The 25,674-nt window shown below is 54.2% G+C and carries 30 protein-coding genes; 20 read left to right on the top strand and 10 right to left on the bottom strand.

Features of this window, described 5'->3' with window-relative positions; translation table 11 throughout:
- The first annotated feature begins 39 nt into the window (after positions 1 to 39).
- The 9 genes from DS901_RS13215 to DS901_RS13175 all read left to right on the top strand — a co-directional run bounded on the left by DS901_RS13215 (position 40) and on the right by DS901_RS13175 (position 7,345).
- Positions 40 to 435: a DUF6524 family protein gene (locus DS901_RS13215; RefSeq protein WP_113777401.1), complete on the top strand. Its 396-nt coding sequence runs from the start codon at positions 40 to 42 to the stop codon at positions 433 to 435.
- Between the two features lie 77 nt (positions 436 to 512).
- Positions 513 to 863, top strand: coding sequence for a preprotein translocase subunit SecG (gene secG / locus DS901_RS13210; RefSeq protein ID WP_113777400.1), 351 nt, complete (start codon positions 513 to 515; stop codon positions 861 to 863).
- A gap of 158 nt (positions 864 to 1,021) precedes the next feature.
- The gene (locus DS901_RS13205) at positions 1,022 to 2,665 is read left to right on the top strand and encodes a CTP synthase (protein ID WP_113777399.1); all 1,644 of its coding nucleotides are present in this window, start codon (positions 1,022 to 1,024) and stop codon (positions 2,663 to 2,665) included.
- 15 nt (positions 2,666 to 2,680) lie between these two features.
- Positions 2,681 to 3,469 (top strand): 23S rRNA (adenine(2030)-N(6))-methyltransferase RlmJ, encoded by a 789-nt coding sequence (locus tag DS901_RS13200; protein WP_113777398.1) that lies wholly within the window; start codon positions 2,681 to 2,683, stop codon positions 3,467 to 3,469.
- Positions 3,470 to 3,504: 35 nt separating this feature from the next.
- Complete coding sequence (locus DS901_RS13195) at positions 3,505 to 3,942, top strand: TerB family tellurite resistance protein (RefSeq protein ID WP_113777397.1); 438 nt, start codon at positions 3,505 to 3,507, stop codon at positions 3,940 to 3,942.
- A gap of 134 nt (positions 3,943 to 4,076) precedes the next feature.
- Complete coding sequence (locus DS901_RS13190; RefSeq protein WP_113777396.1) at positions 4,077 to 4,850, top strand: ABC transporter ATP-binding protein; 774 nt, start codon at positions 4,077 to 4,079, stop codon at positions 4,848 to 4,850.
- A 21-nt stretch (positions 4,851 to 4,871) separates the two neighbouring features.
- Positions 4,872 to 5,594, top strand: a complete 723-nt coding sequence (locus DS901_RS13185) for a transporter substrate-binding domain-containing protein (protein ID WP_113777395.1) — start codon at positions 4,872 to 4,874, stop codon at positions 5,592 to 5,594.
- Positions 5,595 to 5,657: 63 nt separating this feature from the next.
- On the top strand, positions 5,658 to 6,542 hold the full coding sequence (locus DS901_RS13180; RefSeq protein WP_181820870.1) for an ABC transporter permease: 885 nt from the start codon (positions 5,658 to 5,660) through the stop codon (positions 6,540 to 6,542).
- Positions 6,539 to 7,345, top strand: coding sequence for an ABC transporter permease (locus DS901_RS13175; RefSeq protein WP_113777394.1), 807 nt, complete (start codon positions 6,539 to 6,541; stop codon positions 7,343 to 7,345). The genes DS901_RS13180 and DS901_RS13175 overlap by 4 nt, the downstream gene beginning before the upstream one ends.
- Before the next feature lie 60 nt (positions 7,346 to 7,405).
- Here the strand turns inward: DS901_RS13175 and DS901_RS13170 are convergent, their stop codons facing one another.
- Positions 7,406 to 7,846 carry a GFA family protein gene (locus tag DS901_RS13170; RefSeq protein ID WP_113777444.1) on the bottom strand — a complete coding sequence of 147 codons (441 nt, stop codon included), beginning with the start codon at positions 7,844 to 7,846 and terminating at the stop codon, positions 7,406 to 7,408.
- Between the two features lie 82 nt (positions 7,847 to 7,928).
- Between DS901_RS13170 and DS901_RS13165 the strand changes: the two genes are divergently transcribed.
- Both DS901_RS13165 and DS901_RS13160 read left to right on the top strand, forming a co-directional pair.
- Entirely contained in the window at positions 7,929 to 9,233 is a 1,305-nt protein-coding gene (locus DS901_RS13165) for an NAD(P)/FAD-dependent oxidoreductase (protein ID WP_113777443.1), read from the top strand.
- 68 nt (positions 9,234 to 9,301) lie between these two features.
- A complete protein-coding gene (locus tag DS901_RS13160; RefSeq protein ID WP_113777393.1) occupies positions 9,302 to 10,486 on the top strand; it encodes a DegT/DnrJ/EryC1/StrS family aminotransferase in 1,185 nt (394 codons plus the stop codon).
- Here DS901_RS13160 and DS901_RS13155 read toward each other — a convergent pair.
- From DS901_RS13155 to phaC, 4 genes are all read right to left on the bottom strand, one after another.
- On the bottom strand, positions 10,483 to 11,442 hold the full coding sequence (locus DS901_RS13155) for a LysR family transcriptional regulator (RefSeq protein WP_113777392.1): 960 nt from the start codon (positions 11,440 to 11,442) through the stop codon (positions 10,483 to 10,485). The genes DS901_RS13160 and DS901_RS13155 overlap by 4 nt on opposite strands.
- 107 nt (positions 11,443 to 11,549) lie before the next feature.
- A complete protein-coding gene (gene phaR / locus DS901_RS13150; RefSeq protein ID WP_113777442.1) occupies positions 11,550 to 12,086 on the bottom strand; it encodes a polyhydroxyalkanoate synthesis repressor PhaR in 537 nt (178 codons plus the stop codon).
- Between the two features lie 166 nt (positions 12,087 to 12,252).
- Complete coding sequence (locus DS901_RS13145; RefSeq protein WP_113777441.1) at positions 12,253 to 12,699, bottom strand: phasin family protein; 447 nt, start codon at positions 12,697 to 12,699, stop codon at positions 12,253 to 12,255.
- 146 nt (positions 12,700 to 12,845) lie between these two features.
- The gene (gene phaC / locus DS901_RS13140; RefSeq protein WP_113777391.1) at positions 12,846 to 14,642 is read right to left on the bottom strand and encodes a class I poly(R)-hydroxyalkanoic acid synthase; all 1,797 of its coding nucleotides are present in this window, start codon (positions 14,640 to 14,642) and stop codon (positions 12,846 to 12,848) included.
- A gap of 66 nt (positions 14,643 to 14,708) precedes the next feature.
- Between phaC and phaZ the strand changes: the two genes are divergently transcribed.
- On the top strand, positions 14,709 to 15,983 hold the full coding sequence (phaZ, locus tag DS901_RS13135) for a polyhydroxyalkanoate depolymerase (protein ID WP_113777440.1): 1,275 nt from the start codon (positions 14,709 to 14,711) through the stop codon (positions 15,981 to 15,983).
- On the opposite strand, the gene DS901_RS13130 is transcribed toward phaZ, so the two are convergent.
- From DS901_RS13130 to DS901_RS13120, 3 genes are all read right to left on the bottom strand, one after another.
- Positions 15,980 to 16,696, bottom strand: a complete 717-nt coding sequence (locus DS901_RS13130) for an alpha/beta fold hydrolase (RefSeq protein ID WP_113777390.1) — start codon at positions 16,694 to 16,696, stop codon at positions 15,980 to 15,982. The genes phaZ and DS901_RS13130 overlap by 4 nt on opposite strands.
- A 94-nt stretch (positions 16,697 to 16,790) precedes the next feature.
- On the bottom strand, positions 16,791 to 17,663 hold the full coding sequence (locus tag DS901_RS13125; RefSeq protein ID WP_113777389.1) for an alpha/beta hydrolase: 873 nt from the start codon (positions 17,661 to 17,663) through the stop codon (positions 16,791 to 16,793).
- A complete protein-coding gene (locus DS901_RS13120; protein WP_113777388.1) occupies positions 17,656 to 18,417 on the bottom strand; it encodes an alpha/beta fold hydrolase in 762 nt (253 codons plus the stop codon). Before DS901_RS13120 ends, DS901_RS13125 begins: the two co-directional genes overlap by 8 nt.
- A gap of 91 nt (positions 18,418 to 18,508) precedes the next feature.
- Between DS901_RS13120 and DS901_RS13115 the strand changes: the two genes are divergently transcribed.
- The 8 genes from DS901_RS13115 to DS901_RS13080 all read left to right on the top strand — a co-directional run bounded on the left by DS901_RS13115 (position 18,509) and on the right by DS901_RS13080 (position 24,950).
- Positions 18,509 to 19,252, top strand: coding sequence for an ArsR/SmtB family transcription factor (locus DS901_RS13115; RefSeq protein ID WP_113777387.1), 744 nt, complete (start codon positions 18,509 to 18,511; stop codon positions 19,250 to 19,252).
- Between the two features lie 14 nt (positions 19,253 to 19,266).
- On the top strand, positions 19,267 to 19,713 hold the full coding sequence (locus tag DS901_RS13110) for an SRPBCC domain-containing protein (protein WP_113777386.1): 447 nt from the start codon (positions 19,267 to 19,269) through the stop codon (positions 19,711 to 19,713).
- Between the two features lies 1 nt (position 19,714).
- Complete coding sequence (locus DS901_RS13105; RefSeq protein WP_113777385.1) at positions 19,715 to 20,134, top strand: MAPEG family protein; 420 nt, start codon at positions 19,715 to 19,717, stop codon at positions 20,132 to 20,134.
- Between the two features lie 126 nt (positions 20,135 to 20,260).
- Positions 20,261 to 22,207, top strand: a complete 1,947-nt coding sequence (gene thrS / locus DS901_RS13100) for a threonine--tRNA ligase (protein WP_113777384.1) — start codon at positions 20,261 to 20,263, stop codon at positions 22,205 to 22,207.
- A gap of 235 nt (positions 22,208 to 22,442) precedes the next feature.
- Complete coding sequence (locus tag DS901_RS13095) at positions 22,443 to 22,742, top strand: BufA1 family periplasmic bufferin-type metallophore (RefSeq protein ID WP_113777383.1); 300 nt, start codon at positions 22,443 to 22,445, stop codon at positions 22,740 to 22,742.
- A 62-nt stretch (positions 22,743 to 22,804) separates the two neighbouring features.
- Positions 22,805 to 23,659 (top strand): MNIO family bufferin maturase, encoded by an 855-nt coding sequence (bufB, locus tag DS901_RS13090; protein ID WP_113777382.1) that lies wholly within the window; start codon positions 22,805 to 22,807, stop codon positions 23,657 to 23,659.
- Positions 23,656 to 24,387, top strand: a complete 732-nt coding sequence (locus tag DS901_RS13085; protein ID WP_113777381.1) for an HvfC/BufC N-terminal domain-containing protein — start codon at positions 23,656 to 23,658, stop codon at positions 24,385 to 24,387. The genes bufB and DS901_RS13085 overlap by 4 nt, the downstream gene beginning before the upstream one ends.
- 11 nt (positions 24,388 to 24,398) lie before the next feature.
- Complete coding sequence (locus DS901_RS13080; protein ID WP_113777380.1) at positions 24,399 to 24,950, top strand: DoxX family protein; 552 nt, start codon at positions 24,399 to 24,401, stop codon at positions 24,948 to 24,950.
- Here the strand turns inward: DS901_RS13080 and DS901_RS13075 are convergent.
- Together DS901_RS13075 and DS901_RS13070 are read right to left on the bottom strand one after the other, a co-directional pair.
- Positions 24,934 to 25,302 (bottom strand): hypothetical protein, encoded by a 369-nt coding sequence (locus tag DS901_RS13075; RefSeq protein WP_113777379.1) that lies wholly within the window; start codon positions 25,300 to 25,302, stop codon positions 24,934 to 24,936. The genes DS901_RS13080 and DS901_RS13075 overlap by 17 nt on opposite strands.
- 42 nt (positions 25,303 to 25,344) lie before the next feature.
- A complete protein-coding gene (locus DS901_RS13070; protein WP_113777378.1) occupies positions 25,345 to 25,674 on the bottom strand; it encodes an arsenate reductase family protein in 330 nt (109 codons plus the stop codon).

Raw genomic sequence — 25,674 nt, 5'->3', positions numbered from 1 at the left:
AACGGCATTGTTGGCCGAAATTTATTCAAAGAGGCACAAATGGGCTTTATCATACGCTGGATTTTCGCATTTGCGCTGCTTGCGACCACCTATAACCCGACACAATGGAATTTTGTGCATTGGAGCATGACAAACTATAACACCAGCCTATCTCTCACGGTGTTATTTGGGCTGATCTTATTCGTGGGCTACATCATTTATCTGCGCGCGACGCTCCGATCTATCGGGGTTTTCGGAATGATCTTGATTCTTGCCGTTGTCGCGACATTGCTTTGGGTGATGTATGATCAAGGTCTGATTAACTTGGACAATCCGACGTTGAATACTTGGATCGCAATTGTCGCGCTGTCGATCGTTTTGGCCGTAGGCTTAAGCTGGTCAATCGTGCGTCGCCGCCTGAGCGGACAAGCAGATGTCGATGATATAGACGAATAAGCTGGTATTCAGGGGTTGCAGCAGCGGCGCGCAGCTTTTAGATACCGCTTGTTCACGTTCGCCCGAAAGGCTCCTTTATGGAAAATGTCGTCCTTGTCATCCACCTGATTCTGGCTCTGAGCCTGATTGGCACTGTTCTATTGCAGCGGTCCGAAGGTGGCGGTCTTGGCATGGGCGGTGGCGGCGGTGGCGCAACAGGCGGGCGTCCAGCCCCCACAGCGATGAGCAAAGTCACCTGGATTTTGGCGATTGCGTTTATCTGCACATCCATTGCGCTGACATTGATTTCAGCAAGCAATTCAGCAAATTCATCTGTCGTTGACCGGGTCGACACAGAAGCGACCGAAGAAACAACTGTACCAGACCTAGGTGAAAGCCTGTTGCCGCCTTCAAGCGATGACGCACCGTTGATTCCTTCAGCCGACTAACCACAATAGATTGCCGGGCGGGAACGTTCGGCAACATGATCTTGCGTCAGCGGTTGCGCACCTCTCCCTTTTCGGGTAAGAGTTAAATCCCGTGATGGTACGAATTTTGACGTTCGTTTTCCTGCAATAATGTAAGTTTTCACGGGGGTCTCCTGCATATGGCGCGCTATATTTTTATTACCGGTGGCGTTGTTTCGTCGCTTGGCAAAGGGCTCGCATCGGCAGCGCTCGGTTCACTTTTGCAAGCACGCGGATTTTCTGTGCGTTTGCGCAAACTTGATCCCTATCTCAACGTTGATCCAGGCACGATGTCGCCATTTGAACATGGCGAAGTCTTTGTGACCGATGATGGCGCGGAAACGGATTTGGACCTTGGCCATTACGAACGTTTTACAGGCGTTCCAGCGCGCAACACAGATTCGGTCAGCTCTGGCCGCATCTATTCCAACGTTCTCGAAAAAGAACGACGCGGCGACTATCTGGGCAAAACAATTCAGGTCGTTCCGCATGTCACCAATGAGATTAAAGAATTCTTAAGCGTCGGAGAAGATGAAGTTGACTTCATGCTCTGCGAAATCGGCGGCACAGTCGGCGATATCGAAGGGTTGCCCTTCTTTGAGGCAATCCGCCAGTTCAGCCACGACAAACCGCGCGGGCAATGCATTTTCATGCACCTGACCCTGCTGCCCTATTTGGCGGCTAGCGGCGAACTAAAGACAAAGCCAACCCAACACAGCGTAAAAGAATTGCAATCCATCGGCATCGCCCCCGATGTGCTGGTCTGCCGTTCTGAACACCCGATTCCGGAAAAAGAACGCGAAAAAATCGCATTGTTCTGTAACGTGCGCAAAGAATGCGTCGTTGCGGCCTACGATTTGAAATCCATTTACGAGGCACCGCTGGCCTATCACGAACAAGGGCTTGATCAGGCGGTTTTAGATGCGTTTGATATTTCGCCTGCGCCCGGTCCGAAATTGGATGTGTGGCACGATGTTTATGACCGTATCCACAACCCGGACGGTAAGGTTAAGATCGCGATTGTTGGCAAATACACGCAGCTTGAAGACGCCTATAAATCAATTGCAGAGGCACTGACCCACGGCGGCATGGCCAACCGTGTGAAGGTCAAAATCGAATGGGTCGATGCTGAACTGTTCGATGAGGGTGACGCGACCCCCTATCTTGAAGGGTTCCACGCGATCCTTGTGCCTGGCGGATTTGGCGAACGCGGCACCGAAGGCAAAATCAAAGCTGCACAATTCGCCCGCGAAAAGAAAATCCCTTACCTTGGGATCTGCCTAGGCATGCAAATGGCCGTGGTCGAGGCCGCGCGTAACGTCGCAGGCATGGAAAAAGCCGGGTCCGAAGAATTCGATCACGAGGCAGGCAAAAAACGGTTCGAACCGGTTGTTTACCACCTCAAAGAATGGGTCCAAGGTAACCACAAAGTCGCACGCAAAGCGGGTGATGACAAAGGTGGCACTATGCGCCTAGGCGCCTATAACGCGACATTGACCGAAGGATCGCACGTCGCGCAAATCTACGGCGATACGGCCATCGAAGAACGCCACCGTCACCGTTACGAGGTAGACACGAAATATCGCGATGCGCTTGAAAAAGTAGGCTTGCAGTTCTCGGGCATGTCACCAGATGGAAAGCTACCCGAAATCGTGGAATGGAAAGACCACCCATGGTTTATCGGCGTCCAGTTCCACCCGGAACTCAAATCAAAACCATTTGCCCCGCACCCGCTGTTCGCCGATTTCGTACGTGCAGCGGTCGAGGTTTCCCGCCTTGTCTAAGCGGGTGATCAACTGATGCTGTCGTATCAACACGGCTATCACGCGGGCAATATGGCGGATGTGCATAAGCATGCGCTGCTTGCGTGGTCATTGGCCTATATGACCCGCAAGGATAAGCCGCTTAGCTATCTCGAAACCCATGCGGGCCGTGGTTTGTACGACACGACGGATGAGGCAGCAGTCAAAACCGGCGAGGCAGCCAAAGGCATCACAATTGCCGAAGGTTGGTTTGCGCGCGATCATCCGTATGCGCAGGTTTTGGACCGGATTCGGGCGAAACATGGGGCGACCGCCTATCCCGGCTCACCGCTTGTCGCCGCAGAAAGCCTGCGGCCGATGGATGATATCCACCTATCAGAACTGCACCCACAGGAATTTGCGGCGCTCAAATCCGCGATGGGTCCTTACGGTGGGATTTACCGCCAGCGCGATGGCTGGGAAATGGCGCTGTCGCTCTGCCCACCTGATCCGCGCCGTGGCTTGCTTCTGATTGATCCTTCGTTTGAGGTGAAATCAGATTACGACACGATCCCTGATACCATCGCGAAAATCCACCGCAAATGGGGCGTTGGGGTGATCATGCTTTGGTATCCGATTTTGACGGATGGGCCGCATATCCCAATGATTAAGGCGCTCAAATCCGCGATCCCAGACGGGCTTGTTTCCGAAGTGGCCTTTCCCCCCGCCCGCCCTGGTCACCGTATGGTTGGATCTGGGCTGTTTGTAGTGAATGCGCCTTACGGGTTTGCCGAAGAATCCGGGCGTCTCAAAGCGCTGTTTCACAAAAACCTGAAGTCAGTTTGACTGTGCAGCCCCCAATAACTCAGCTAAGGTAAGTTATGATTTCGAAGTTCCTGCAGCGTTTGACCGCCCCCGCACCCGCCCCACAATCTGATTCTGATGCGCGCCTTGCGCTGGGAGCTTTGCTTGTTCGTCTCGCCCGTGCCGATGGTGACTACGCCCCCGAAGAAATCGCGCAAATTGACGCCACCTTGGCGGCACGGTTTGGATTGTCTGATGAGGCAACAAAAGCCCTGCGGCTCGAATGCGAAGCTTTTGAGGCAAAGGCGCCCGACACTGTGCGCTTTACGCGCGCAATCAAAGACGCGGTCGATCTTGACCACCGTGTCGGCGTGATCGAAGCCATGTGGGCTGTTGTGATGGCTGATGGCGAACGTGATGATGCGGAAGATAGCAATATGCGCATGATCGCCTCGCTGCTCGGCGTGTCCGACAAAGACAGCAACGCCGCGCGCCTGCGCGTTACCCCAGCCTAAGATTGCCCAGCCTTTCTGCAAATCGCCCATTAGTAAGGCAGCTGCCGCACAAAACGGCATTTGACGCGAAGCGCACGTTGCAAATGGTCGTGAATTAGGTCCTAATCCCGGCAACCAATACAAAGCGACCCATCGTGACCGACCAAGCCCCCGTTATCGAAATCCAAAACCTGCACAAAGCTTACGGCGACCTTGAAGTCCTGAGAGGTGTCGATATCAGCGCACCCGCCGGGCATGTCGTGTCGCTGATTGGGTCCTCTGGGTCAGGTAAATCAACCTTGCTGCGCTGCGCAAACCTGCTTGAAGACAGTCAAGCTGGAGAGGTTTTGTTTTGCGGTGAGCCGGTGATCTGGAAGGGAACAGGCGCAAACCGGCATCCCGGCGATCACGCGCAGATGATCCGAATACGCACCAACCTGTCGATGGTATTTCAACAGTTCAATCTATGGGCCCATATGACGATTTTGCAAAACGTCATGGAAGCCCCGGTAACTGTCCTTAAACGTGACAAGGCCGAGGTCGAAGCCAGCGCGCGTAAATATCTTGAAAAGGTTGGGATCGGTGACAAATGCGATGTCTACCCGGCCCAGCTATCCGGGGGCCAACAACAGCGCGCCGCGATTGCGCGCGCGCTTTGTATGGAACCCAAGGCCCTACTTTTTGATGAACCCACCAGTGCGCTTGACCCTGAATTGGAACAAGAGGTTGTCAAAGTCATCAAAGATTTGGCCGCCGAAGGGCGCACCATGCTGATCGTAACCCACGACATGCGTTTGGCCGCAGATGTCAGCGATCAGGTGGTTTTCCTACACCAAGGCAAAATCGAAGAAGAAGGTCCGCCGGAGACTTTGTTTGGCCAACCCAAAACCGAACGTCTACGCGGATTTTTATCCGCAACAGTTTCATAAACACCAACTAGGAGAGAATTGATGAAAAACCTAATCCTGAGCACCACAGCACTGGCTCTTGTGGGCGGCATGGCAATGGCCGAAGGCCATTCTGTTGTCCGTATGGGCACCGAAGGCGCATATGCGCCGTATAACTTCATTAATGATGATGGCGAAGTTGATGGCTTTGAAATCGACCTTGGCAACGAGCTTTGCGCGCGCGCTGAACTGACCTGTGAATGGGTGACAAACGAATGGGATAGCATCATCCCGAACCTCGTGTCCGGCAACTACGACACGATCATCGCGGGCATGTCGATCACGGCTGAGCGCGACGAAGTCATCGACTTTACCCAAGACTACTACCCGCCAACAGAATCTGTCTATGTTGCGTTGTCCGAAGGTGCAGACCTGACCGGCGTTGTTGCAGCACAAACAAGCACCATTCAGGCGGGTTATGTCGCTGAAACTGGCGCAACTTTGCTTGAGTTCGCAACAGGCGACGAAACCATCGCGGCGGTCCGCAACGGCGAAGCCGAAGCAGTGTTTGCCGATCTCGATTTTTTGCTGCCTTACACAGACGAGCCTGACCTGATGCTTGTCGGCGAAGGTGTCCCACTGGGTGGCGGCATCGGCCTTGGCATCCGCGAAAGCGACACAGAGCTGCGCGAGAAATTCGACGCGGCGATCACGTCGATGAAAGAAGACGGCGCGCTCAACGCGTTGTTGATCAAATGGTTCGGCGAAGAAACCGCAACTTACTAATCCACATTCGCCCCGGCCCGGCGCAATCCGGACCGGGGCAATCGCTCTAGATAGGCCGCTCCCATTTTTAGCTATTGTTCCGATCCCGCGACCCTTGAAGGGTTGTCATGGTTGTCGTGTTACCTGACCACGGGCAAGCATATGAGCATGTATTGGTCGGTCAGTACGGTCTTGCTTTTGCTCGGCATCACAGCCCCTGTCGCCTTGATATTTGGCTTTGGCGGCGCCGCAGCCGCCCGCAGCCCTATCGCGCCGCTGCGCTGGATTGGCAAAACCTATATCGCGGTGGTCCGTGGCATCCCAGATATCGCATTTTTCTTGTTTTTTGTCATCGCCTTAGATCAGGCCTTTGAATACCTGCGCCACCGCGTCAAATGCCCAGACTGGGATGAACCCATCCGCCAAGGCAGTGACTTTGTTGTCTGTGCCGCCGCGAAACTGCCGCTCAGCAATGCACCCCAATGGGTGCATGAAACCTACGGGTTCCTTTTGGCGGTCCTGACCTTTGCCATCGTTTTCGGGGCCTTTGCCGCCAATGTGATGTATGGCGCCATGCAGGCGGTTCCCAAGGGACAGTTAGAAACAGCCGCAGCCTATGGCATGTCGCACCGTCAGACGTTCTGGCGCATTTTGGTGCCGCAAATGTGGGTCTTTGCCCTGCCCGGCCTGTCGAACCTTTGGATGGTCTTGATCAAAGCCACCCCTTTGTTGTTTCTGCTCGGTGTCGAAGACATCGTATATTGGGCCCGCGAGTTGGGCTCATTCAAAAGCCCACGGTTCACCGACTACCCGCACCCTGAATGGCGCATGTGGTATTTTCTGGCCCTGCTGGTGTTCTACCTATGCTTTACCAAAGTCTCTGAAGTCGTCTTGGACAAGATCATGACCCGGCTCACCCACGGCCAAGCAACCGCCGCAGGCGAAGCACAAAGAAAGGCGCGGGCATGAACTGTTGGGACACAATCACCGCCTACGGCCTGCGCAGTATTGGGATCGGCGAACAGCTTTTGCCGCGCAGCGATTTCACACTTTGCCAACAGTTCACGCTGATTGGCTCTGGGATGCTGTGGAATATCTACTTTGGATTTTTCGCGCTTGTGCTTGGCTTTTTTCTGGCGACCGCCGTCGCCATGGGCAAGGCGTCAAAATCATTTTGGGTCCGCAAACCCTCTGAATGGTTCATTTTCGTGTTTCGCGGATCGCCCTTGTTCATCCAATTCTTCTTTGCCTATTTCTTATTCCTGTCGCTCAAGGCGCAGGTGCCGTTTTTCACGCCCCTGACCTCGGCCGCTTACGGCGCGTTGTTTGTGCTATTTTTGAACACCTCGGCCTATACGGGCGAAATTTTTTATGGGGCGCTACAGTCGATCCCAAAGGGCGACACCGAGGCAGCCGACGCATACGGCCTGTCTGGCTTTGCACGGTTCCGCAAAATTATATGGCCAACGATGCTGCGGCTTGCTTGGCCCGCCTATACAAACGAGGCCATCTTTTTGTTTCACGCAACAACGCTGGCCTTCTTTGGTGGGTTTCCAATCCTCAAACAACGCGGCGATGCGCTTTATTATGCAAACTACTTTGCCGACAAGACGTTCAACCCCTTTGTCCCCTACCCAATTCTAGCAGGGTATTTCATTTTGCTGACAATGGTCGTGATTGGGGTCTTTGGATTGGTGAATACCCGGCTTAATCGACATCTTCCGCAAGAACGGCGCAAGAAACTGCGTATCAGGCCCCAAATTATCAGATAATCGGCGCGGCGCGAAATTGCTCCGACTCAGGATCAAACCAGATCGCTATCGTAGCCGCCCTTAGCCGCTGCTAAAGTTCTCGTTTCTCTCGTACCGCAAAATGCCCGCAATATCTGGGGCATCTGGATGGTCGTTCGGATGCTGGACGCCGTTGTTCACGATCACCTCCGAAAAATCGAATGGGCTGACGCCAGTCAGGCAGGCCGCATTGATCCCAAATTCATTGGGGTTCGAGCGTCGTTTGTGGTGGGTATAGATCCCGCATTTCGCACAAAAGTAGTGACGCGCGGCACGTGTATTAAACTGGTACAATGTCAGCGCCTCTTCACCTGCGATGAACCGCAGCCCATCTAACGCGGCCGTCAGCGCCACCGCCCCGCGCATGCTGCAAAACGAACAGGTACATCGACGCGCACTTGCAAGCCCGCCTTTCAGTGTGACTTGGAACTGTACGGTGCCGCAATGGCAGGCCGCGTCATAGGTTTCTGTGTTGCTGGCCATGATCAGTTTCCATTTGTTGTCGTTTCGGGTTTCTGACAGCATGCCCAGCAATGCCGTATCAACACAAGCGCTGGATACTCCGATGAACCCGCTCTATCGCAACGATAAACCTGGCCAGTTTCCGCCAAGCTGGTATGCCGCAAGTGCAGACACACCCGCTGCGCGCCCGTCCCTTGACACTGATATGACGGTGGATGTTTGCGTGATTGGTGCCGGATTTACCGGGTTGTCCGCTGCGCGTGATCTTGCTGCGCGGGGGTTTGATGTTGTCGTTTTGGATGCCCACCGTGTGGGTTTTGGTGCCTCAGGGCGCAACGGCGGGCAGGTCGGTAGCGGGTACAATTGGGACCAGCGCACACTGGCTAAATCGCTGGGAAATGAAACGGCGACGGGGCTTTGGACGCTTGCCGAAGAGGCCAAACAAGATATTCGCGACATCTGCGCTGCCCATATCCCAGAGGCACGGTTTCGGCCCGGCGTGGCACATGGGTTTTATTCTGCAAAAGAGGCCGCGCATTATATACGCGACACTGAATATCTATCCGAAAACTACGGCTACGACCAAATCTCTGTTGTCGGCGAAGCTGACATGCGTGAACTGGTCAAATCCCCACTTTATCACGGTGGTATCTTGGACATGGGCGCGGGGCATATGCACCCTTTACGCTATGTGATCGGGCTTGCGCGATTGGCCGAAGAGGCCGGCGCGCGTATCTTTGAATTAACCGAAGTCACAAAGATAACCCAAGGTGCACCCGTCAGGCTCTGCACCCCCAATGGCACTGTGACCGCGCGGCATGTGGTTATCGCGGGCAACGGGTATTTACCCAATATCGATCGCAAAACCGCCGCCAAGGTCATGCCAATCAACAGCTTTATCTGCGCAACGGAGCCTTTGGGAGACCGCGCCGCGACCGTTTTGGCACGTGATATTGCCGTGGCGGATAGCAAATTCGTCGTGAACTACTACCGCATGTCCGAAGATAATCGGTTCTTGTTTGGGGGCCGCGAATCCTATGGGATTGGCTTTCCTACGGATATTAACACTGCCCTCATCCAGCGCATGACGACATTGTTTCCGCAGCTCAACGGTGTAAAAATCGATTACTCTTGGGGCGGCACATTAGGCATCACCATGACCCGGCTGCCTGCCGTACAACGCGTCGCGCCCAATATCGTGTCGGGCGCAGGGTTTTCGGGGCATGGTGTCGCACTTTCCGGGCTGGCGGGCAAAATCATGGCAGAGGCTATCGCCGGCCAAGCCGCGCGGTTTGACACGTTATCAGCGCTTAAGGTGCCAAATTTTCCTGGCGGGCCGACATTTCGCGCACCACTATTGACGCTTGCAATGACATGGTACGCGCTGCGCGACCGGCTTGGGGTGTAACTGTCATAGATTTGTAATCACTTACATGTTAAGCATTTCCGAAATATAGTTTTGGAAATGCTGAATATATGACCAATATCCCAGATGTTTACGCCGCAGAGCCTATTCCAGAATCAGCCATGGCCGAGGTCTCGCGCATTTTGAAATCAGGTGATTTGTTTCGCTATACCTCTGAAAACGCACCCGTTGCGCTTCTAGAGCAAGAGTTCGCGGACCTGCTGGGGGCGAAATACGCGCTTGCAGTTTCTTCGTGTTCGGCGGCGTTGTTTTTGTCGCTCAAGGCGCTTGGCCTACCGCGCGACGCCCGGGTCATGATTCCCGCATTTACATTTGGCGCGGTGCCTTCGGCAGTCGTACACGCAGATTGCCAGCCTGTGTTATGTGAATGCGGCGACAGTTACCGTATCGATCTAGAAGATTTCGCGGCCAAACTGCCTGGCGTAGATGCAGTGATCATCAGCCACATGCGCGGCCATACATCTGACATGGATGCAATTATGCAGTTATGCGATGCGGCAGGTATACCTGTGATCGAAGACGCGGCACATTCTCTTGGCACGACTTGGCACGGCAAGAACATCGGCACGATTGGCAAGATTGGTTGCTTTAGCTTTCAGTCGTACAAGCTGCTGAACGCAGGCGAAGGTGGCATCATGATCACCGACGATCCTGACTTGATCGCGCGTGCGGTTATCATGTCAGGCGCCTATGAACATAACTGGAAAAAACACCCGGTTCTGATGGAAAGCTTTGCCAAATGGCAAAACAAGCTGCCGCTTTATAATCAACGTCTAAGCAATATGTCGGCGGCATTGATCCGGCCCCAATTGGCCGAACTAGCGCGCCGCGTCACGGATGGGCGGCGCAATCATGATCACGTCGCAGCGCAGCTAAACGCATCGCTATGGTTGACCGTACCTGAATGCCTAGCCCCCGAGGTACGCGCGCCAGATTCCATTCAGTTCAATATCGTCGATATGTCCGATACCCAAGCTGCCGCATTTGTCGACGCAGCCGCAGCGGCAGGTGTCAAAATTCAAGTCTTTGGTCAAAGCACCGACAACGCCCGCGCGTTTTGGAATTGGCAGTTTATCGGAGATGTCCCCAAACTGCCCCAAACGCGCGCAATGCTGATGAAAGCCTGCGATGTCCGCCTGCCCGCCCGTTTGACGCTGCCCGAATGCGATATCATCGCGCAAATCATCACAGAAGCAGCGTCCGTCGCCATGACCCCTGCCCGCGCCTACGGCTAAAGCAGGCGCATCTCGTCTTGCAGCCAAGGGAAACGCTGCACAGCGGGTTGCACGATCATTTCGTTCACGAGCGGTTTAAGGCGCGCGGCCATCGTTTGCGGCATGTCGCCCAAAATATCGCGGCGCGCTGTCAGTGAAATGACCCGCGACAGCGGTGCAAAGGGCATTGGCAGTAGATCAACGGCATCCGCGAACCGCTGCGCGCGTAAACACCCGAGTGGCGTCAGAATGGTCCAGCCGGTCCCTGCCGCAACCATCGCCATGATCGCGTGATAGCTATCGAGTTCAAATCGATGCGTGATCCGCAGGTTTTGCCGCGCAAGGTGCCCCGCAATTATCCGGCCCATATGGTGCCGGGTCGTGTATTGGATCAACTGCATCCGGCGCAACTGGCGGGCCACGTCTTCGCCACTGATTGCGCCCTTTGGAACAGCAACGACAAAAGGCTCTTCGAGCAGTGGGTGGACTTCCATACCTGCGCTGGCTTGGCCCATATCCCCCGCAACAATAACATCAATCGCGCGGCTATCGAGCAAATCAAACAGCCGGTGTGACGCGCCGGTTTCCAGCAAAAACTGGCAGTTCTTAAGATCGTCGCTCATGGCGGTGAGCAAGCCGGGGGTGACTTCGGCGTCAAAATCTTCGATCATCCCGAGCCGGAACCGGGTCAAGCGGCTAAAATCCGCCATCGCCAATTCTGCCTTGGCTTGGTCGGCTTCGTTCAGGATCGTATTGGCGCGGCGCAAAAACATTTCACCAGCGGGGGTCAGCGTGACCGGGCGCGCATTCCGGTTAAGCAGTGTGGTGCCAATCGCCCCTTCAAGGTTGCTGAGCTGCTGGCTTACCGTCGCTGCCGAACTGCCCAACCGCCGGGCTGCACCCGAAATAGAGGCCTCCTCGGCGGTAGCGACAAAAACTTCGACCCCCCAAAGCGTGATTTTACCTGTTGTCGTCATCTGATCCTCTTGCACCTTGTCGCCACGCTAGGGGGAAATGCCTTGGGCATCAATCAAGCCATCGTAAAGTTTTTTTGCGACAGATTACGGACGTTATTCCAGCGCGGTTACTTCACCATTTTAGCGAGCTTTTCTTGCAATGCCGCGAGCTGATCCTTGATTTCGCTAAGGTCATCACCCTCTTTTTCAGGCACGCTGCCTGTGGGCATGATCCCACCTGTCATCGCCTTAAAAAACGCCGCTTGCTGGGCTTGCATGGCTTCAAAGCCGGGCATTGCAGCCATTGGGTTCGCAGCGCCCATATTATCAAGCGCCTTTGATTGCCCTTCACGCAGCATTTCAAAACTGGCTTGCAAGAAGTCAGGCACGACGGACGCGGCTTGGCTGGTGTAACTGCGGACAAGGTCAGTTAAAACGCCGACAGGCAGTACGCTTTCACCGCGGCTTTCATGTTCGGCGATGATTTGCAGCAGATATTGACGAGTCAAATCATCACCAGATTTCAAATCCACGATCTGCACTTCGCGGCCTTCGCGAATGAACAGCGCGATATCTTCTAGCGTCACGTAATCGCTTGTCTCGGTATTGTACAAACGACGGCTCGCGTAGCGCTTAATAAGAAGCGGTTTATTCGTTTCGGCCACAGCGTTCACTCCCGATATATTGCGGTGCAGAGAAGCCTATGCCGCAACTGCGCAAAAAGAAAGCATTTTAGTATCGTGCCGCTAAAACCAAAAAAACGGCCCGCATTTCTGCGGACCGTTCTAAGAAATCATGCCTCTAGGGAGGCAAAGGCAGATTTCGCTGTTATTACTTCTTTGTCGCTTTTTGCGCAGCAGCAGTTACTTCGGACGTCGCTTTTTTCGCAGCGGCAGCCACATCGTCAGACATGTCTTTGCCAGCAGCAAGAACGAGCTCCATCGTCTGTGTTTGTACTTTTTTCGCGATTTCAGCGAAAGCCGACATGTTTTCAGCAGCAGATTCAGCGGTTGCTGATGCGAAGTCAGTCATTGCCTTAGCGTAATCAGCAGGCTCTGCTTTTGATTTTGACATTGCTTCCATCTTAGCGATCGTGTCTTGCGTCCATTTCGCGGACAGCTCTGCAGATTTGCCAGCCGCATCCAGCGCAACAGCTGACATTTTCTCAGCCAGTGCAGTTTGGTTTTTGAACTGCTCTTCCATCGCCTTCGTGTCGACGGGGAACGCATCTGTGACGTCTTTAAAGATCGCAGTGAAATCTTGTGTTTTCGCAGCCATGATATCAGCCTTTTCAAAGGGGGCGAGGATCGTTCCCCGCTGTGAATTTCTGATACCAATATGCATGCTGCAACGCAGCATTTCAAGTTCTTTCTGCACTGCAGCATAAAATATTTTCGCGCTCGCAGAAAATGCAGTCCAATCGGCTACTTAGCGAGGACATATGTACCCGGCGCCGCCGCCAAAACCGGATAGCACTCGCCTCCTGGTTGTCTCGCATCGACTTTTTTGCACGACTTTTCCGCGAGCCATGATTCCCAACGCGGCCACCAAGACCCATCATGTTTGTCCGCAGCGTCATACCAGTCATCTGCGGTCAGCCCTTGTTCGGGGTTCGTATAATGCCCGTATTTCTTCTTGGATGGTGGGTTGATGATCCCGGCGACATGCCCAGATTCAGATAGAATAAATGTCTTATCCTTGGATCCCATTTTCTGAACACCCGTATAACTGCTTTTCCAAGCCGCGATATGATCCGTCTCGCATGCGACCGCACAAAGCGGCACAGTCACATCTTTAAGCTGTATCGTTTCGCCACACACCTCAAAACCCTCGTTGGCAAGACGGTCACCCTGACAAAGCCCACGCAGGTAATCCACGGCCATCGATGCAGGAAGGTTTGTTCCGTCCCCATTCCAATATAGCAGGTCAAAGGCTGGCGGGGCTTTCCCCATCATATAGCTCTTGATCGCGGGCCCATAGATCAGGTCATTCGCGCGCAAGTAAGAAAACGTGCGAGACATATAAAATGAATCAAGGATGCCGCTTTCCATTGCTTCAGCCTCGATCCCATCGACAAAATCATCGTTTAAGAACACGCCAACTTCACCCCGGTCCGAAAAATCAGTTAATGTGGTAAAGAACGTGGCGCAGTTCACGGAAGTATCCTTGCGCTTTTTCATCACGCCAAGCGCGAGAGACAATGTCGTACCCGCGATACAGTACCCCACCGCATTCACCTTTTTGACCCCGCAGATGTCCTTGACCGCGCCGATCGCCGCCAAATACCCCTCTTCGATGTAGTCAGTCATCGTCGTCCCGCTGAAACTGGCGTCTGGGTTGACCCAAGAAACAACAAACACCGTATGCCCCTGATCGACCGCCCATTTGATCAGGCTGTTTTGCGGCTTAAGGTCCAAGATGTAGAATTTGTTGATCCACGGCGGAAAGATAATCAAAGGTGTCGTATGCACCTTTTCGGTTGTCGGCGCATATTGGATCAACTCAAATAGCCGGTTCCGAAACACCACCGACCCCGGTGTCGTCGCTAGGTTCTCACCCAGTTTGAACGCTGACTTATCGGCCAATGTAACAACGAGATCACCATTATTGGCTTCGAGGTCCGAAATCATGTTTTCCAACCCGGCAATGAGACTTTCACCTTCGGTTTCAGCAGCAAGCGCAAGCGCCTCTGGGTTAGTTGCCAAAAAATTGGTGGGACATGCCATATCCACGATTTGCTGGCTAAAATAGCGCAAGCGATTCTTTTCATCCGGATCAAGCGCATCGATGTCTTCGACCGCTTGCTGCACTGCAGCGGCATTCATCATGTACTGTTGTTTGATAAAATTGAAATAGGGGTTCGTGTCCCACATTTCATTAGCAAACCGCCGATCTTTTGGGGTTTCATCTGTGGCCGGCTCAAGTTTCCCTTGCGCCAAAAGGTGCTGCGCCTCAACAAAATGTTTAACAGATTTGCCCCAAAATTCGACTTGATGTTCAACCAATTTGGCCGGATTTTGCATCATTTCGGTAAAATATCCAGTCGCCGCCTTTGTATAAAGCTCTTGGCTTGGCCCTTGCAGGGACGGCGGCACCGCGCGCCCGTGTCCCATAGCCTTTAGGAGACGTTGTGTCAGCGTTTCGATTTTTGCAATATTAGCTTCGAGCTTTGTAAAGTTCTTATCAGTGGCAGCATGCGGGTCTAAATCGTTTGTTGTCATATTAACGTTCCTATGCTTATGCTGCACGTGCAGCATAAGCTGCGCGCCTTAACCGGAGATGTTACAATGAAGTATATGATGACCTATGACCTGATGGAAAGTGCGCGCAACACAAACCAATGGCTTGGGGCCACAGCACGCGCATTTGCCTCATACCCGATGATGTCGCTGGCTGCGAACCCGGCGATGGACATGCTGATGGCATGGGGCGAGGTGACAGAACGCTCATTTGCCCGCATGGTTGTTAAACCTGACTGGAACCTACCAACCGTCACTTGCGAAAAAGGGAAAGACCACCCCGTCGTCATCGAAACTGTCCTGAAACGGCCGTTTGGCGATTTGATACATTTCACCATGCCCGGACGCACGCCAAGCAAACGCAAAGTTCTGGTTGTCGCCCCGATGTCAGGCCACTATGCTACATTGCTGCGCAAAACCGTCATCAGCCTGCTTCCAGACTGTGACGTCTATATTACCGACTGGCACAACGCCCGCGACATCCCCGTCAGCGAAGGCAAGTTCGACGTTGAAGACTATACATTATACCTCGTTGATTTCATGCGTGAATTGGGGCCAGACATTCACGTCATGGCCATTTGCCAGCCCGTACCTTTGGCGCTCGCAGCCACGGCCTATTTGGCCGAAGAAGACCCCAAGGCACAACCACGCTCGCTCACGTTGATCGGCGGCCCTGTTGACCCCGAGGCGAACCATACCGAAGTTACCGATTTTGGGCGCTCTGTTACAATGGGGCAGCTTGAACAGACGATGATCCAACGTGTTGGTTTCAAATACGCTGGCGTTGGCCGCACAGTATATCCCGGTCTTTTGCAGCTTTCATCGTTCATTTCAATGAATGCCCAAACCCATGCAGATGCGTTTCGCGATCAAATCATCAAGACGGCCAAAGGCGAAGCAAGCGAACACGACAAGCATAACGCGTTTTACGATGAATATCTGGCCGTCATGGACATGACGTCTGAATTCTACCTGTCCACGGTCGAACGTATCTTTAAAAACCGCGACATCGCGCGCAACGACTTTACCGTTGCTGGCCGCAAGGTCGATATGGGCAAGATCACGACCGTCGCGGTCAAGATCGTTGAAGGCGAAGAGGACGATATTTCGGCACCCGGTCAGTGTCTTGCCGCGCTGGACTTGCTGACCAACCTGCCTGATAGCAAAAAGGCGTCGCACCTTGAACCGGGCGCCGGGCACTACGGTATTTTTGCGGGCGGTAGCTGGCGCAACAACATTCGCCCGCTTGTTTTGGACTTTATTGATGCAAATTCGGAAGCACCCAAAAAAGTAAAAGCCGCCAATAAAAACGCTGCGGCTTAATTGCGTAGCATCAGCGGCCTGCGCATCCACGCGCCCAGCGCCGCCGTCACACTTTCCGGTGCCTCGATGGTTGGCAGATACCCCGCGTCTTCGATGACCTCGAGATCACAGTAGGGGATCAACTCTGCCATCGTTTCATGGCGCTTAACCGGGTAATGCCCGTCATGGCGCCCGCAAATCACCAGCGCGGGCTGGGCGATCTTGCGCAGTTCAGCCTGAAGGTCCTTGCGCCGCTGTAATGCGCGCGCTTGTTTCACATAGACTTCTGGCCCAAGCGCATTCCCCATCACCGTTAGCAGCCGGACAAAGGCGGCCTTATCGACATTGGGTGACATCCAAGTGGAATGGATTTCATGCTGAAGCACATCCGCCCAGCGCCCAGCCCGCGCCGCGATAATTTGTGGTTCACGCAATGCGGCGGTTTGAGGCGTCTCAGCCAGTGGACTAGTGCTGATCAACGCAATCCGCGTGACCCGTTCCGGCGCACGGCGCAAGATTTCCATTGCGACCATGCCCCCCATGCCCATGCCCGCAAGCGCGAACTTTGACGGCGCCCAACTTAGAATTTGCGAGGCGATCTCTTCCATCCGCTCACCCTTGGTTGTGGGTGCAAACATCACCGCATGCTCGGACCCAAGCGCACGTATCTGTGGCTCAAATATCCGTGCATCGCACAGCATTGGCGGTATCATCACCAGCGTTTCACTTGGCATTTAAGCGTTGACCTGTCTAGCATGCCCAATCTTTCGGGCTATTGTTTTGTCAACTTTGCCCCGATCGCCCCGGTCTGGCAACCTTATTGCGCATCTATAGTTCCCGCAGCCAAGCTGAAATCCGCTGGGCAAGCGGCGTTGTTTGGTTCGGGCTAAACACGTCCCCCGCCATAACATGGCCGTTTTCATCGTCCCCCGGACCGGGCGTCACAACATGTTCTGTGGTTGCGCCCCCCCAACGCGCCATTGTCTTGCGCGTCAATTTCGGATGCACGACAATATCGTCTTCATTCATCACAAACAGTCCGGGCGTCGTGATCTGCGACAGATCTGCTTGGGCCGCTGCGCGCACAGCATCTGCCATCGGATACAGTGCCTCGGTCGGGTAGCTGGTTGTCCAAAAGGCGCTGTGGCCTTCGTTGATCGGCGTGAATTTGCGGGTCTTGCCGACGATATAGCGCCCCCAGTGGCGCACGCCCGGCAAATCCAACAATGTCTGCGCGATCCGGCTTCGCAGCCCAAAATTGGGTGAAATGAAAACTGCAGCTTTCGCATGTGCGCCATTAGCGAGCGCCAATGTCGCCAATGTGCATCCCGTCGAACACCCCATCAAAATAACTTCATCTCCGATGGTCTGTGCCCGCTCTAGGGCTAAGGCCACGTCACAGGTCCAATCGGCAAGAGTTGCAGCCCCCATCGCGGCGCCATCTTGGCCATGCCCTGTGAGCCGCGCAAAGAATATATTCGCCCCCAATTCCTGCGCGACAAGGTCGGGCAAGGGGCGCAACTCTGCCGGAGAGGCTGAAAACCCGTGAATATTCAGGATCACAAGCGGCGTTTTAACGGCAGGTTGATCCGCCCAAACGATGCGCGCTTCACAGCCGGGACGTAGTTTAGGCACACGAGCCTCTGCATCGGCAAGCTCTTTTTCAACTGTTGCGATATCCATCTGTGCACCCTCAGTCATCACCGCCAGCTTTCAACACTTCTGATACGGCATCCCCGATAAGCGTCAAACAGGTATCGTCTGAAAACCGGTGATCCGCCCCATCCACAAGGGTCAACCGCATGTCAGGCCCCTGCGCGTGACCCAAGAGCCGCAGCGCCACGGCCATATCGACATCGGCATCGGCTGTGCCTTGCAAAAACCGCACCGGGAACGGCAATGAAAGCGGCGTGCGTAGCACAAGCCGGTCGCGCCCTTCCTCGATCAACCGTCGCGTGATGGTATAGGGTTCGCCGTATTCAGAGGGCAGCGCCACCTGCCCTGCCATCAATTCCGCCTTTTGCGCGTCAGAAAACCCACCCCACATGCTATCTTCGGTAAAATCTGGTGCGGCCGCAATGGTGACCAACCCAGCGATCCGTTCAGGCATCGCGCGCGCGACTTGCAACGAAATCCAGCCCCCCATAGACGATCCGACCAGAACAAGCGGCCCGTCTATCAGGGTCAGCGCCGCACAGGCGTCTTCGAACCAATCGCCGATTGCCCCATCGGTGAATTCCCCACTGCTTTCGCCGTGACCGGAATAGTCGAACCGCAGGAATGCGCGCCCTTGGTCGCGTGCCCAATTTTCGAGATAAACAGCCTTTGTGCCCCCCATGTCGGATTTGAAACCGCCAAGAAAGACCACCGTAGGTCCGGTGCCTTGGGTCTGATGATAAGCAATTTGGCGCCCTTGAGGCGTGACAAAGGACGGGGTGTTTATTCGATCATTCATGCCGTGACAGCATCACAAGCCAAGCCGCTCTGCAAGCACAATTAGGTTACTCTATTGTCACGTGACTATAAGGTAACTTATAAGCGATTCTATGGACCAGATATTCAAAGCCCTCAACGACCCAACGCGCCGCGCATTGCTTGATAGCCTGCGCCGCCAAGACGGCCAAAGCCTGAGCGATCTCGAACAAGACCTGAGCCTGAGCCGTTTTGGCGTGATGAAACACCTGAAACTGCTGGAAGAGGCCGGGCTAATCGTCACGCGCAAACAAGGTCGGTTCAAATACCACTATTTAAACGCCCTGCCCTTGCAGGAACTGATGGACCGTTGGGTTGCCCCGTTCTTGCAACCGCAGGCCCGGCACCTTTCTGAACTCAAACAAAAACTTGAAAGAGATACGAAAATGGGAAAACCCGATTTTGTTATGCAGACTTTCATTCGCTGCACGCAAGACGCGCTTTGGTCGGCGCTGACCGAAGCTGACCAAATGGCCGCCTATCATTTTGCCTGCAACGCTGTGCAAGGCAACGCGCAGGTTGGCCAGCCCACCGCGTTCATTCTTCCCAATGGCGATGCGATGCTGCGCCAGATCACGACAGCGCTTGACCCAAAATCGCGGATCGCGATGACGTTTGAACCCTTGTTCATGGGCCCCGATGCCCCATCAAGCCACATGGTTTATTTGATCGAAGACCAAGGCGGCCAATGCAAACTGACGATTGAACATTACGATATCGCCCCCGGCCAAGAAGGGTTTGGCGAAGGCTGGGCGCGTCTTGCTGCCTCTCTCAAATCATACCTTGAAACCGGCACCGCGCTAAAAGCCGCAATGTAACAAAGGACATAACAATGACCGACAAACCAAAATTCATGATGCAAACCTATATCCGCTGCACCCAAGACGCATTGTGGGATGCGCTGACGGACCCCGATCAGTTCCAGCACTACGATTTCCTTGAACAAACAGCCAAGCGCGTTGACGGCAAGGTCACCTATATGATGCCCGACGGCACGGCCACGCTTTATGCCCGCGACCTAGAGGTGACACCAAAGACAAAACTGGTCACGACATTCGAGCCAACATGGGAACCCGACGCGCCGCCATCAAAGATTACCTATGAGATCGCTGTCGAAGGGGATTTTTGTTGCCTCACCGTGTTACATGAAGACCTGAACAATGATCCGTCAGACGGCACCGGTGATGGCTGGGTGCGCAGCCTCGCTGGGCTCAAAACTTGGCTCGAAACGGGTGAGCCCGCGCATTTTGGCGGTGCATATTTGATGGAAGGTATGTGAAATGGCGGCACTTCCTGCAGAATTGGGAATCTTGGCGTGCCTTGCGCTATTCGCTGGGTTACTCTGGATTCCTTATATTGTCGGCATCTCGAAAATGGAGCCATTACAAAATGCGCCTGATCCGTTTGAACGCCCCTACGATTTACGCATGCTTCCTGCGTGGGTTCACCGCGCGTATCGTGCACATCTGAATTTGCTGGAACAGCTTCTGCCCTTTGCAATTCTGGTGCTCATCGTTGACCGGCTTAATGGCTTCACCGCGCTGACCTATTGGGCGGCGATCGCATTTTTCTGGATCAGGGTTATCCATGCTTTCGGCATGATTGCCGGCTTCCTGAAAATGCCGTTTCGTCCGATTGTCTACAACCTTGGTGTTCTGTGTATTTTGATCATGGGATATGCCGTCTTTACAGCCGCTTAACCCCAAAGAAACGTAACGGCTGTCAGGCATTGCTTGACAGCCGATTTTATTGGCTCCATTTTGCGTCCCACACATAACCCGCAACCGGGCGTTCCGTGGGCGCCAAACTGACGAGGAGCCCAATAGATGGCCCAAATCTCTCTTACTTTTCCTGATGGCAATAGCCGTGTCTATAAGGCCGGTATCACCGCCGCCGAAGTCGCCGCTGACATCTCATCAAGCCTGCGCAAAAAAGCAATCTCTGCCACGGTCAATGACCAGCATTGGGATTTGCAATGGCCGATTGATGCAGACAGCCGCATCGCGATCAACACAATGAAAGACCTCGAGCCCGCGCTTGAACTCGTCCGTCACGATCTGGCACATATCATGGCACGCGCGGTGCAAGAACTTTGGCCAGATGTCCAAGTGACCATTGGCCCGGTGATCAAAGACGGTTGGTATTATGACTTTGACCGCAAAGAACCGTTTACCCCTGACGACCTGGCCACCATCGAAAAGAAGATGAAGGAAATCATCAACAAGCGTGATGAAGTCCGCACCGAAATTTGGGAGCGCCCCAAAGCCATCGCCTATTATCAAGACCGCGGTGAGCCTTATAAGGTCGAACTGATCGAAAGCATTCCGGGTGATGAGCCACTGCGCATGTATTGGCATGGCGATTGGCAAGACCTGTGCCGTGGCCCGCATTTGCAGCACACAGGCCAAGTCCCCGCTGACGGGTTCAAACTGATGTCCATCGCGGGTGCCTATTGGCGCGGTGACAGCGACCGCCCGATGCTGCAACGCATCTATGGCGCGGCCTTCACAAATAAAGAAGGGCTGAAAGCCCATCTGCACATGCTGGAAGAAGCCGCCAAACGTGACCACCGCAAACTGGGCCGCGAGATGGACCTGTTCCACATGCAAGAAGAAGCCCCCGGTCAAGTGTTCTGGCACCCGAACGGCTGGACCATCTATACACAATTGCAAGACTATATGCGCCGCAAACAGCGCGCGGATGGCTATGTCGAAGTGAACACGCCGCAGGTTGTGAACCGCAAGCTGTGGGAAGAATCCGGCCACTGGGATAAATACCAAGAAAACATGTTCATCGTCGAAGTCGACGAAGATCATGCGCGCGAAAAGACGGTCAATGCGCTTAAGCCCATGAACTGCCCATGCCATGTGCAAATCTTCAACACCGGTATGAAATCTTACCGTGACCTGCCCCTGCGCATGGCCGAGTTTGGATCATGTAACCGTTACGAACCATCGGGCGCGCTACACGGGATCATGCGTGTTCGTGGGTTTACCCAAGATGATGGTCACATCTTTTGCACGATGGATCAGATTGAGGATGAGACCAAAAAGTTCATCTCGTTCCTTGCGGGTGTCTATGCCGATCTTGGATTTGAGAACTGGTCGGTCAAACTGTCCACACGGCCTGAAAAACGTATCGGCAGCGATGAGACATGGGACATCCTTGAGAAATCACTGGGCGAGGCCTGTAACGCTGCGGGTTATGACTACGAATTGCTGCCGGGTGAAGGTGCGTTTTACGGGCCAAAGCTTGAATTCACACTGACCGATGCAATTGGCCGGAACTGGCAATGCGGGACCCTGCAAGTTGATACCAACATGCCCGAGCGCCTGAGCAGCACCTATGTCGCGGCCGATGGTGAAAAGCACAGCCCTGTCATGCTGCACCGCGCGACATTGGGATCGTTTGAACGGTTCATCGGTATTTTGATCGAAGAACACGCAGGCAAACTGCCGTTCTGGCTCGCCCCGCGTCAGGTGGTGGTTGCATCGATCATTTCAGATGCAAATGACTATGCCGAAGAGGTCGCAGCCGCCCTACGCGCCGTTGGCGTGCGGGCCGAGGTCGATACTCGCAATGAGAAGATCAACTATAAGGTCCGCGAGCACTCTGTCGGTAAGGTTCCGGTGATCTTGGCCTTGGGTGCGCGCGAGGTTGAACAGAAAACAGTCACTGTGCGTCGGCTGGGTGAAAACAGAACTTCTGTAACATCTCTGGATGAAATCGTGAGCGAGCTACAAAAAGCGGCCACAGCACCCGACCTTTTGTAACATTCGGGCGTTTGACCTGTAACAAACCCGTCGATCCCTGTGATCGGCGGGTTTTCTTTTGCCTAAAGCCGCACCTCAGATGTGAAATTCGCGCAGAAATTTGCCTACACAACCCCTCACGGCAGCGTGATGCACGCCTCTGTGAATAGAATAGTAACAATCCTAGCGGCTAATCTTTGGACATCGCCGCTCACTGGCGGTGTCCGAAATTTGATCCAAAACAAAGGAACGTCTTATGTCCAACACAACAAAAACAATCGTCCTCGCTTCTGCTGTCGCAACAGCGATTGCTGGTATGGCAACAACTGCCCACGCTGCTGATGAAAAATGCTACGGTGTTTCACTGGCAGGCGAAAACGACTGTGCAGCTGGCCCAGGTACATCATGTGCGGGTACATCTTCTGTAGATTACCAAGGTAACGCTTGGACACTTGTTCCAGAAGGCACATGCGCATCAATGGAACTGCCAGACATGGCTGACGGTTCTGCACGCATGGGTTCACTTGAAGCGCTTGAGCGCGACATCCCTGCATAAGCGCCCCCAAATATGGTAGGGTGGGTTGAAACCCACCCTACGCCCCACCTTAGGAGCAAGTGATGTTTGACCAGTCCCGTGATGCCCCGCTTCCTGCCTTACCCGGCGTTGGCTACAAACCGCAGCACTATGCCGACATTATCAAAGATCCTGATCCCGTGGGTTGGCTCGAAATCCACGCTGAAAACTACATGGGTGATGGCGGTCGTCCGATAGCGCAATTGCGCCATCTTGCCGAACGCTTTCCGATTTCCGTGCACGGCGTTGGCCTTTCTATCGGATCAGAAGGCGATCTAGACCCAGATCATCTGGGCAGGTTGAAACACCTTATTGATTGGCTCAACCCAGCCAGTTTTTCCGAACACCTCGCGTGGTCGACGCATGACAGCCATTTCCTGAACGATCTATTGCCACTACCCTATACAGAGACAACGCTTGCAAAGGTCGCCAGCCATATTTCCCAAGTTCAAGAGGCGCTTGGCCGTCAAATGCTGCTTGAAAACCCCTCTAGCTATCTGGCCTTCGCAGAATCCACCTATTCTGAACCCGATTTCTTGCGCGAAATCGTGACCCGCACGGGCTGCAGATTGTTGCTTGATGTGAACAACGTCTTTGTTAGCGCGACAAACCTGAAGACCTCACCGCAGGCCTATATCGATGCCTTCCCCGTCGAAGCCGTGGGTGAAATCCACCTTGGTGGCCACGATGAAGATAAAGACGAAACAGGCGCTCCCCTGCTGATCGACAGCCACGGTAAAGCTATCGTTGATCCGGTCTGGGCGCTGTTGGACTATACGCTCGCGCGGGCCGGCCCAAAACCGCTGTTGATCGAATGGGACAATGATGTCCCTGAATGGGGCACGCTTGCGGATGAAGCAAAGCGTGCAGCGCGCGCGCTGTCTGGTATCCCGGCATGAATGTATCCCAAGAAGCATTTCGAGCCGGAATATTGGACCCCGACCGCCTTGCCCCTGTTGGCCTATGTAACCCGGACGGCGCGCAAGCGACCAAACGCTTTGACGTCTACCGCAACAACGTTGCCGTCAGCCTGTCTGACGCGCTAGAGGCCGCGTTCCCGGTGATCCGCAAACTTGTCGGCGATCAGTTCTTTCGCGCGATGGCAGGTGTTTATCTACGAAAGCACCCACCAAAATCCCCCCTGATGATGTTTTATGGCGACGCGATGCCGCAATTTTTGCGTCGCTTTGGGCCAGCACAAAGCCTTCCATATTTGCCCGATATCGCAAAATTAGAACTGGCTATGCGGCGCGCCTATCACGCGGCCGATGCGCAAACGCTTGACCCTCAGGTGCTTGGCGCGCTTGCACCTGATGCCCTTCTGGCTTCGCGTTTCCGGCTTGCACCCGCAGTTCAGGTTGTAAAGTCAGACTTCCCGATACACGCGATCTATCTTGCCAATACGGTGCCCGAAGCCCCCAAGCCCGTCATGCAACCAGAATGCGCTTTGATTACACGCGCGGGTTTCGACCCACAGATCCACCTGATCGACGCAGCCGCAGCCAAATGCATTTGCGCGCTGATTGATGGGTCACCCTTGGCTGACACGCTCGCCGACGAAACACTCGATTTGGGCGTGACCCTTGCGCTTTTGCTTGGCCAATCGGCCGTGACCGATATCTATTGAAAGGTACTTCCATGTTATTGCCCGCAGTCTTCGACCGGATCGCTATGAAGTTAAGCCGCTTTGGCGATCAGTTACTCCCCTTCCTCGCACGCCTTGTGTTTGCTGGGGTGCTGCTTGGCTATTTTTGGAAATCAGGCACAACGAAATTAGGTGACGGGATATTTGGAATTTTCAGCCCATCGTCAGGCGGCTACGTCCAAATTTTTCCGCGCGCGATGGAAGCTGCGGGCTATGACACCTCTCAGCTTTCATTCTTTCACTGGGCGGTCGTATTTGGTGGCACGGTCGCTGAATTTATCCTGCCGATGCTGATCGTGATTGGCTTGCTGACCCGTCTGGCAGCCTTTGGCATGATCGGGTTTGTCATCGTGCAATCGCTGACCGATCTTTACGGCCACGGCGGGATCGCACATGAAGGCACGCTTGGCGCGTGGTTCGACCGGGTTCCCGATGCGCTGATCTTGGACCAACGCGCGTTTTGGGTGCTATGTCTGACGATCTTGGTGGTCAAAGGGGCCGGCGCGATTTCCGCCGACTGCTTCTTGTTCAAAAATGCGCCTTAGGCTCGTCTGGTTTGCCTGCAGCGACAGCTAAAATCCCGCCTAGCCCGGCAAAACCAATCGGGAACATCGTCGCCACGTTAAAGCCAAAAGCCGCATAAAAACAAAGCGCTGATAGGATCATCAAACCGCCACCCCAAAGTGCACGCGCCTTGGCCATTGCCCCACCTGCGATGGCCAAAAGCGGGGCCATAAAGCTCGCGAAGCGAATAAAACTGGGATTGTCGAGCGCGCCGAAGACATCGCTGACCTCGGCGTGACGTTCGGTCAATTCGGCATAGCCGTAGCCAAATAACCCAACAAAAATCCCCATGAGACCTGCGATCAGACCAAGGGTAAGTGCGGCATTGCGCATGAAATTCTCCTATTGCTTGGCTCTTACATAGGAACCATTGGCCTATCCGCCAAGGTGCATCGCCTGCGCGTCAGCTTTCCAACCGATGCTCCACTGCCCATCTGCTTCGATCACAGGCCGTTTCATCAATGTGGGATGTGCGGCCAACAACTCGGCGGGGTCGCCCGCCTTTTCATCTTCCGAAAGCCCCCGCCACGTGGTCGAGGCCCGATTGATCGCCTTATCCCCAAACTGCGCAATGATCTGTGCGCGGTCGGCATCTGACACACCGTCAGCGCGGACATCAATCACCTGCGGTTCGATCCCGGCGGCTTGCAATGCCTTAAGCGCCTTGCGGCAAGTGTCACATGATTTCAGACCAAAGAACCGCAT

Origin of the sequence: Loktanella sp. D2R18, assembly GCF_003318235.1 — a bacterium.
GTDB lineage: Bacteria > Pseudomonadota > Alphaproteobacteria > Rhodobacterales > Rhodobacteraceae > Yoonia.
The sequence above is the reverse complement of the archived record's forward strand: the minus strand, read 5'-3'. Positions and strand labels throughout refer to the sequence as shown.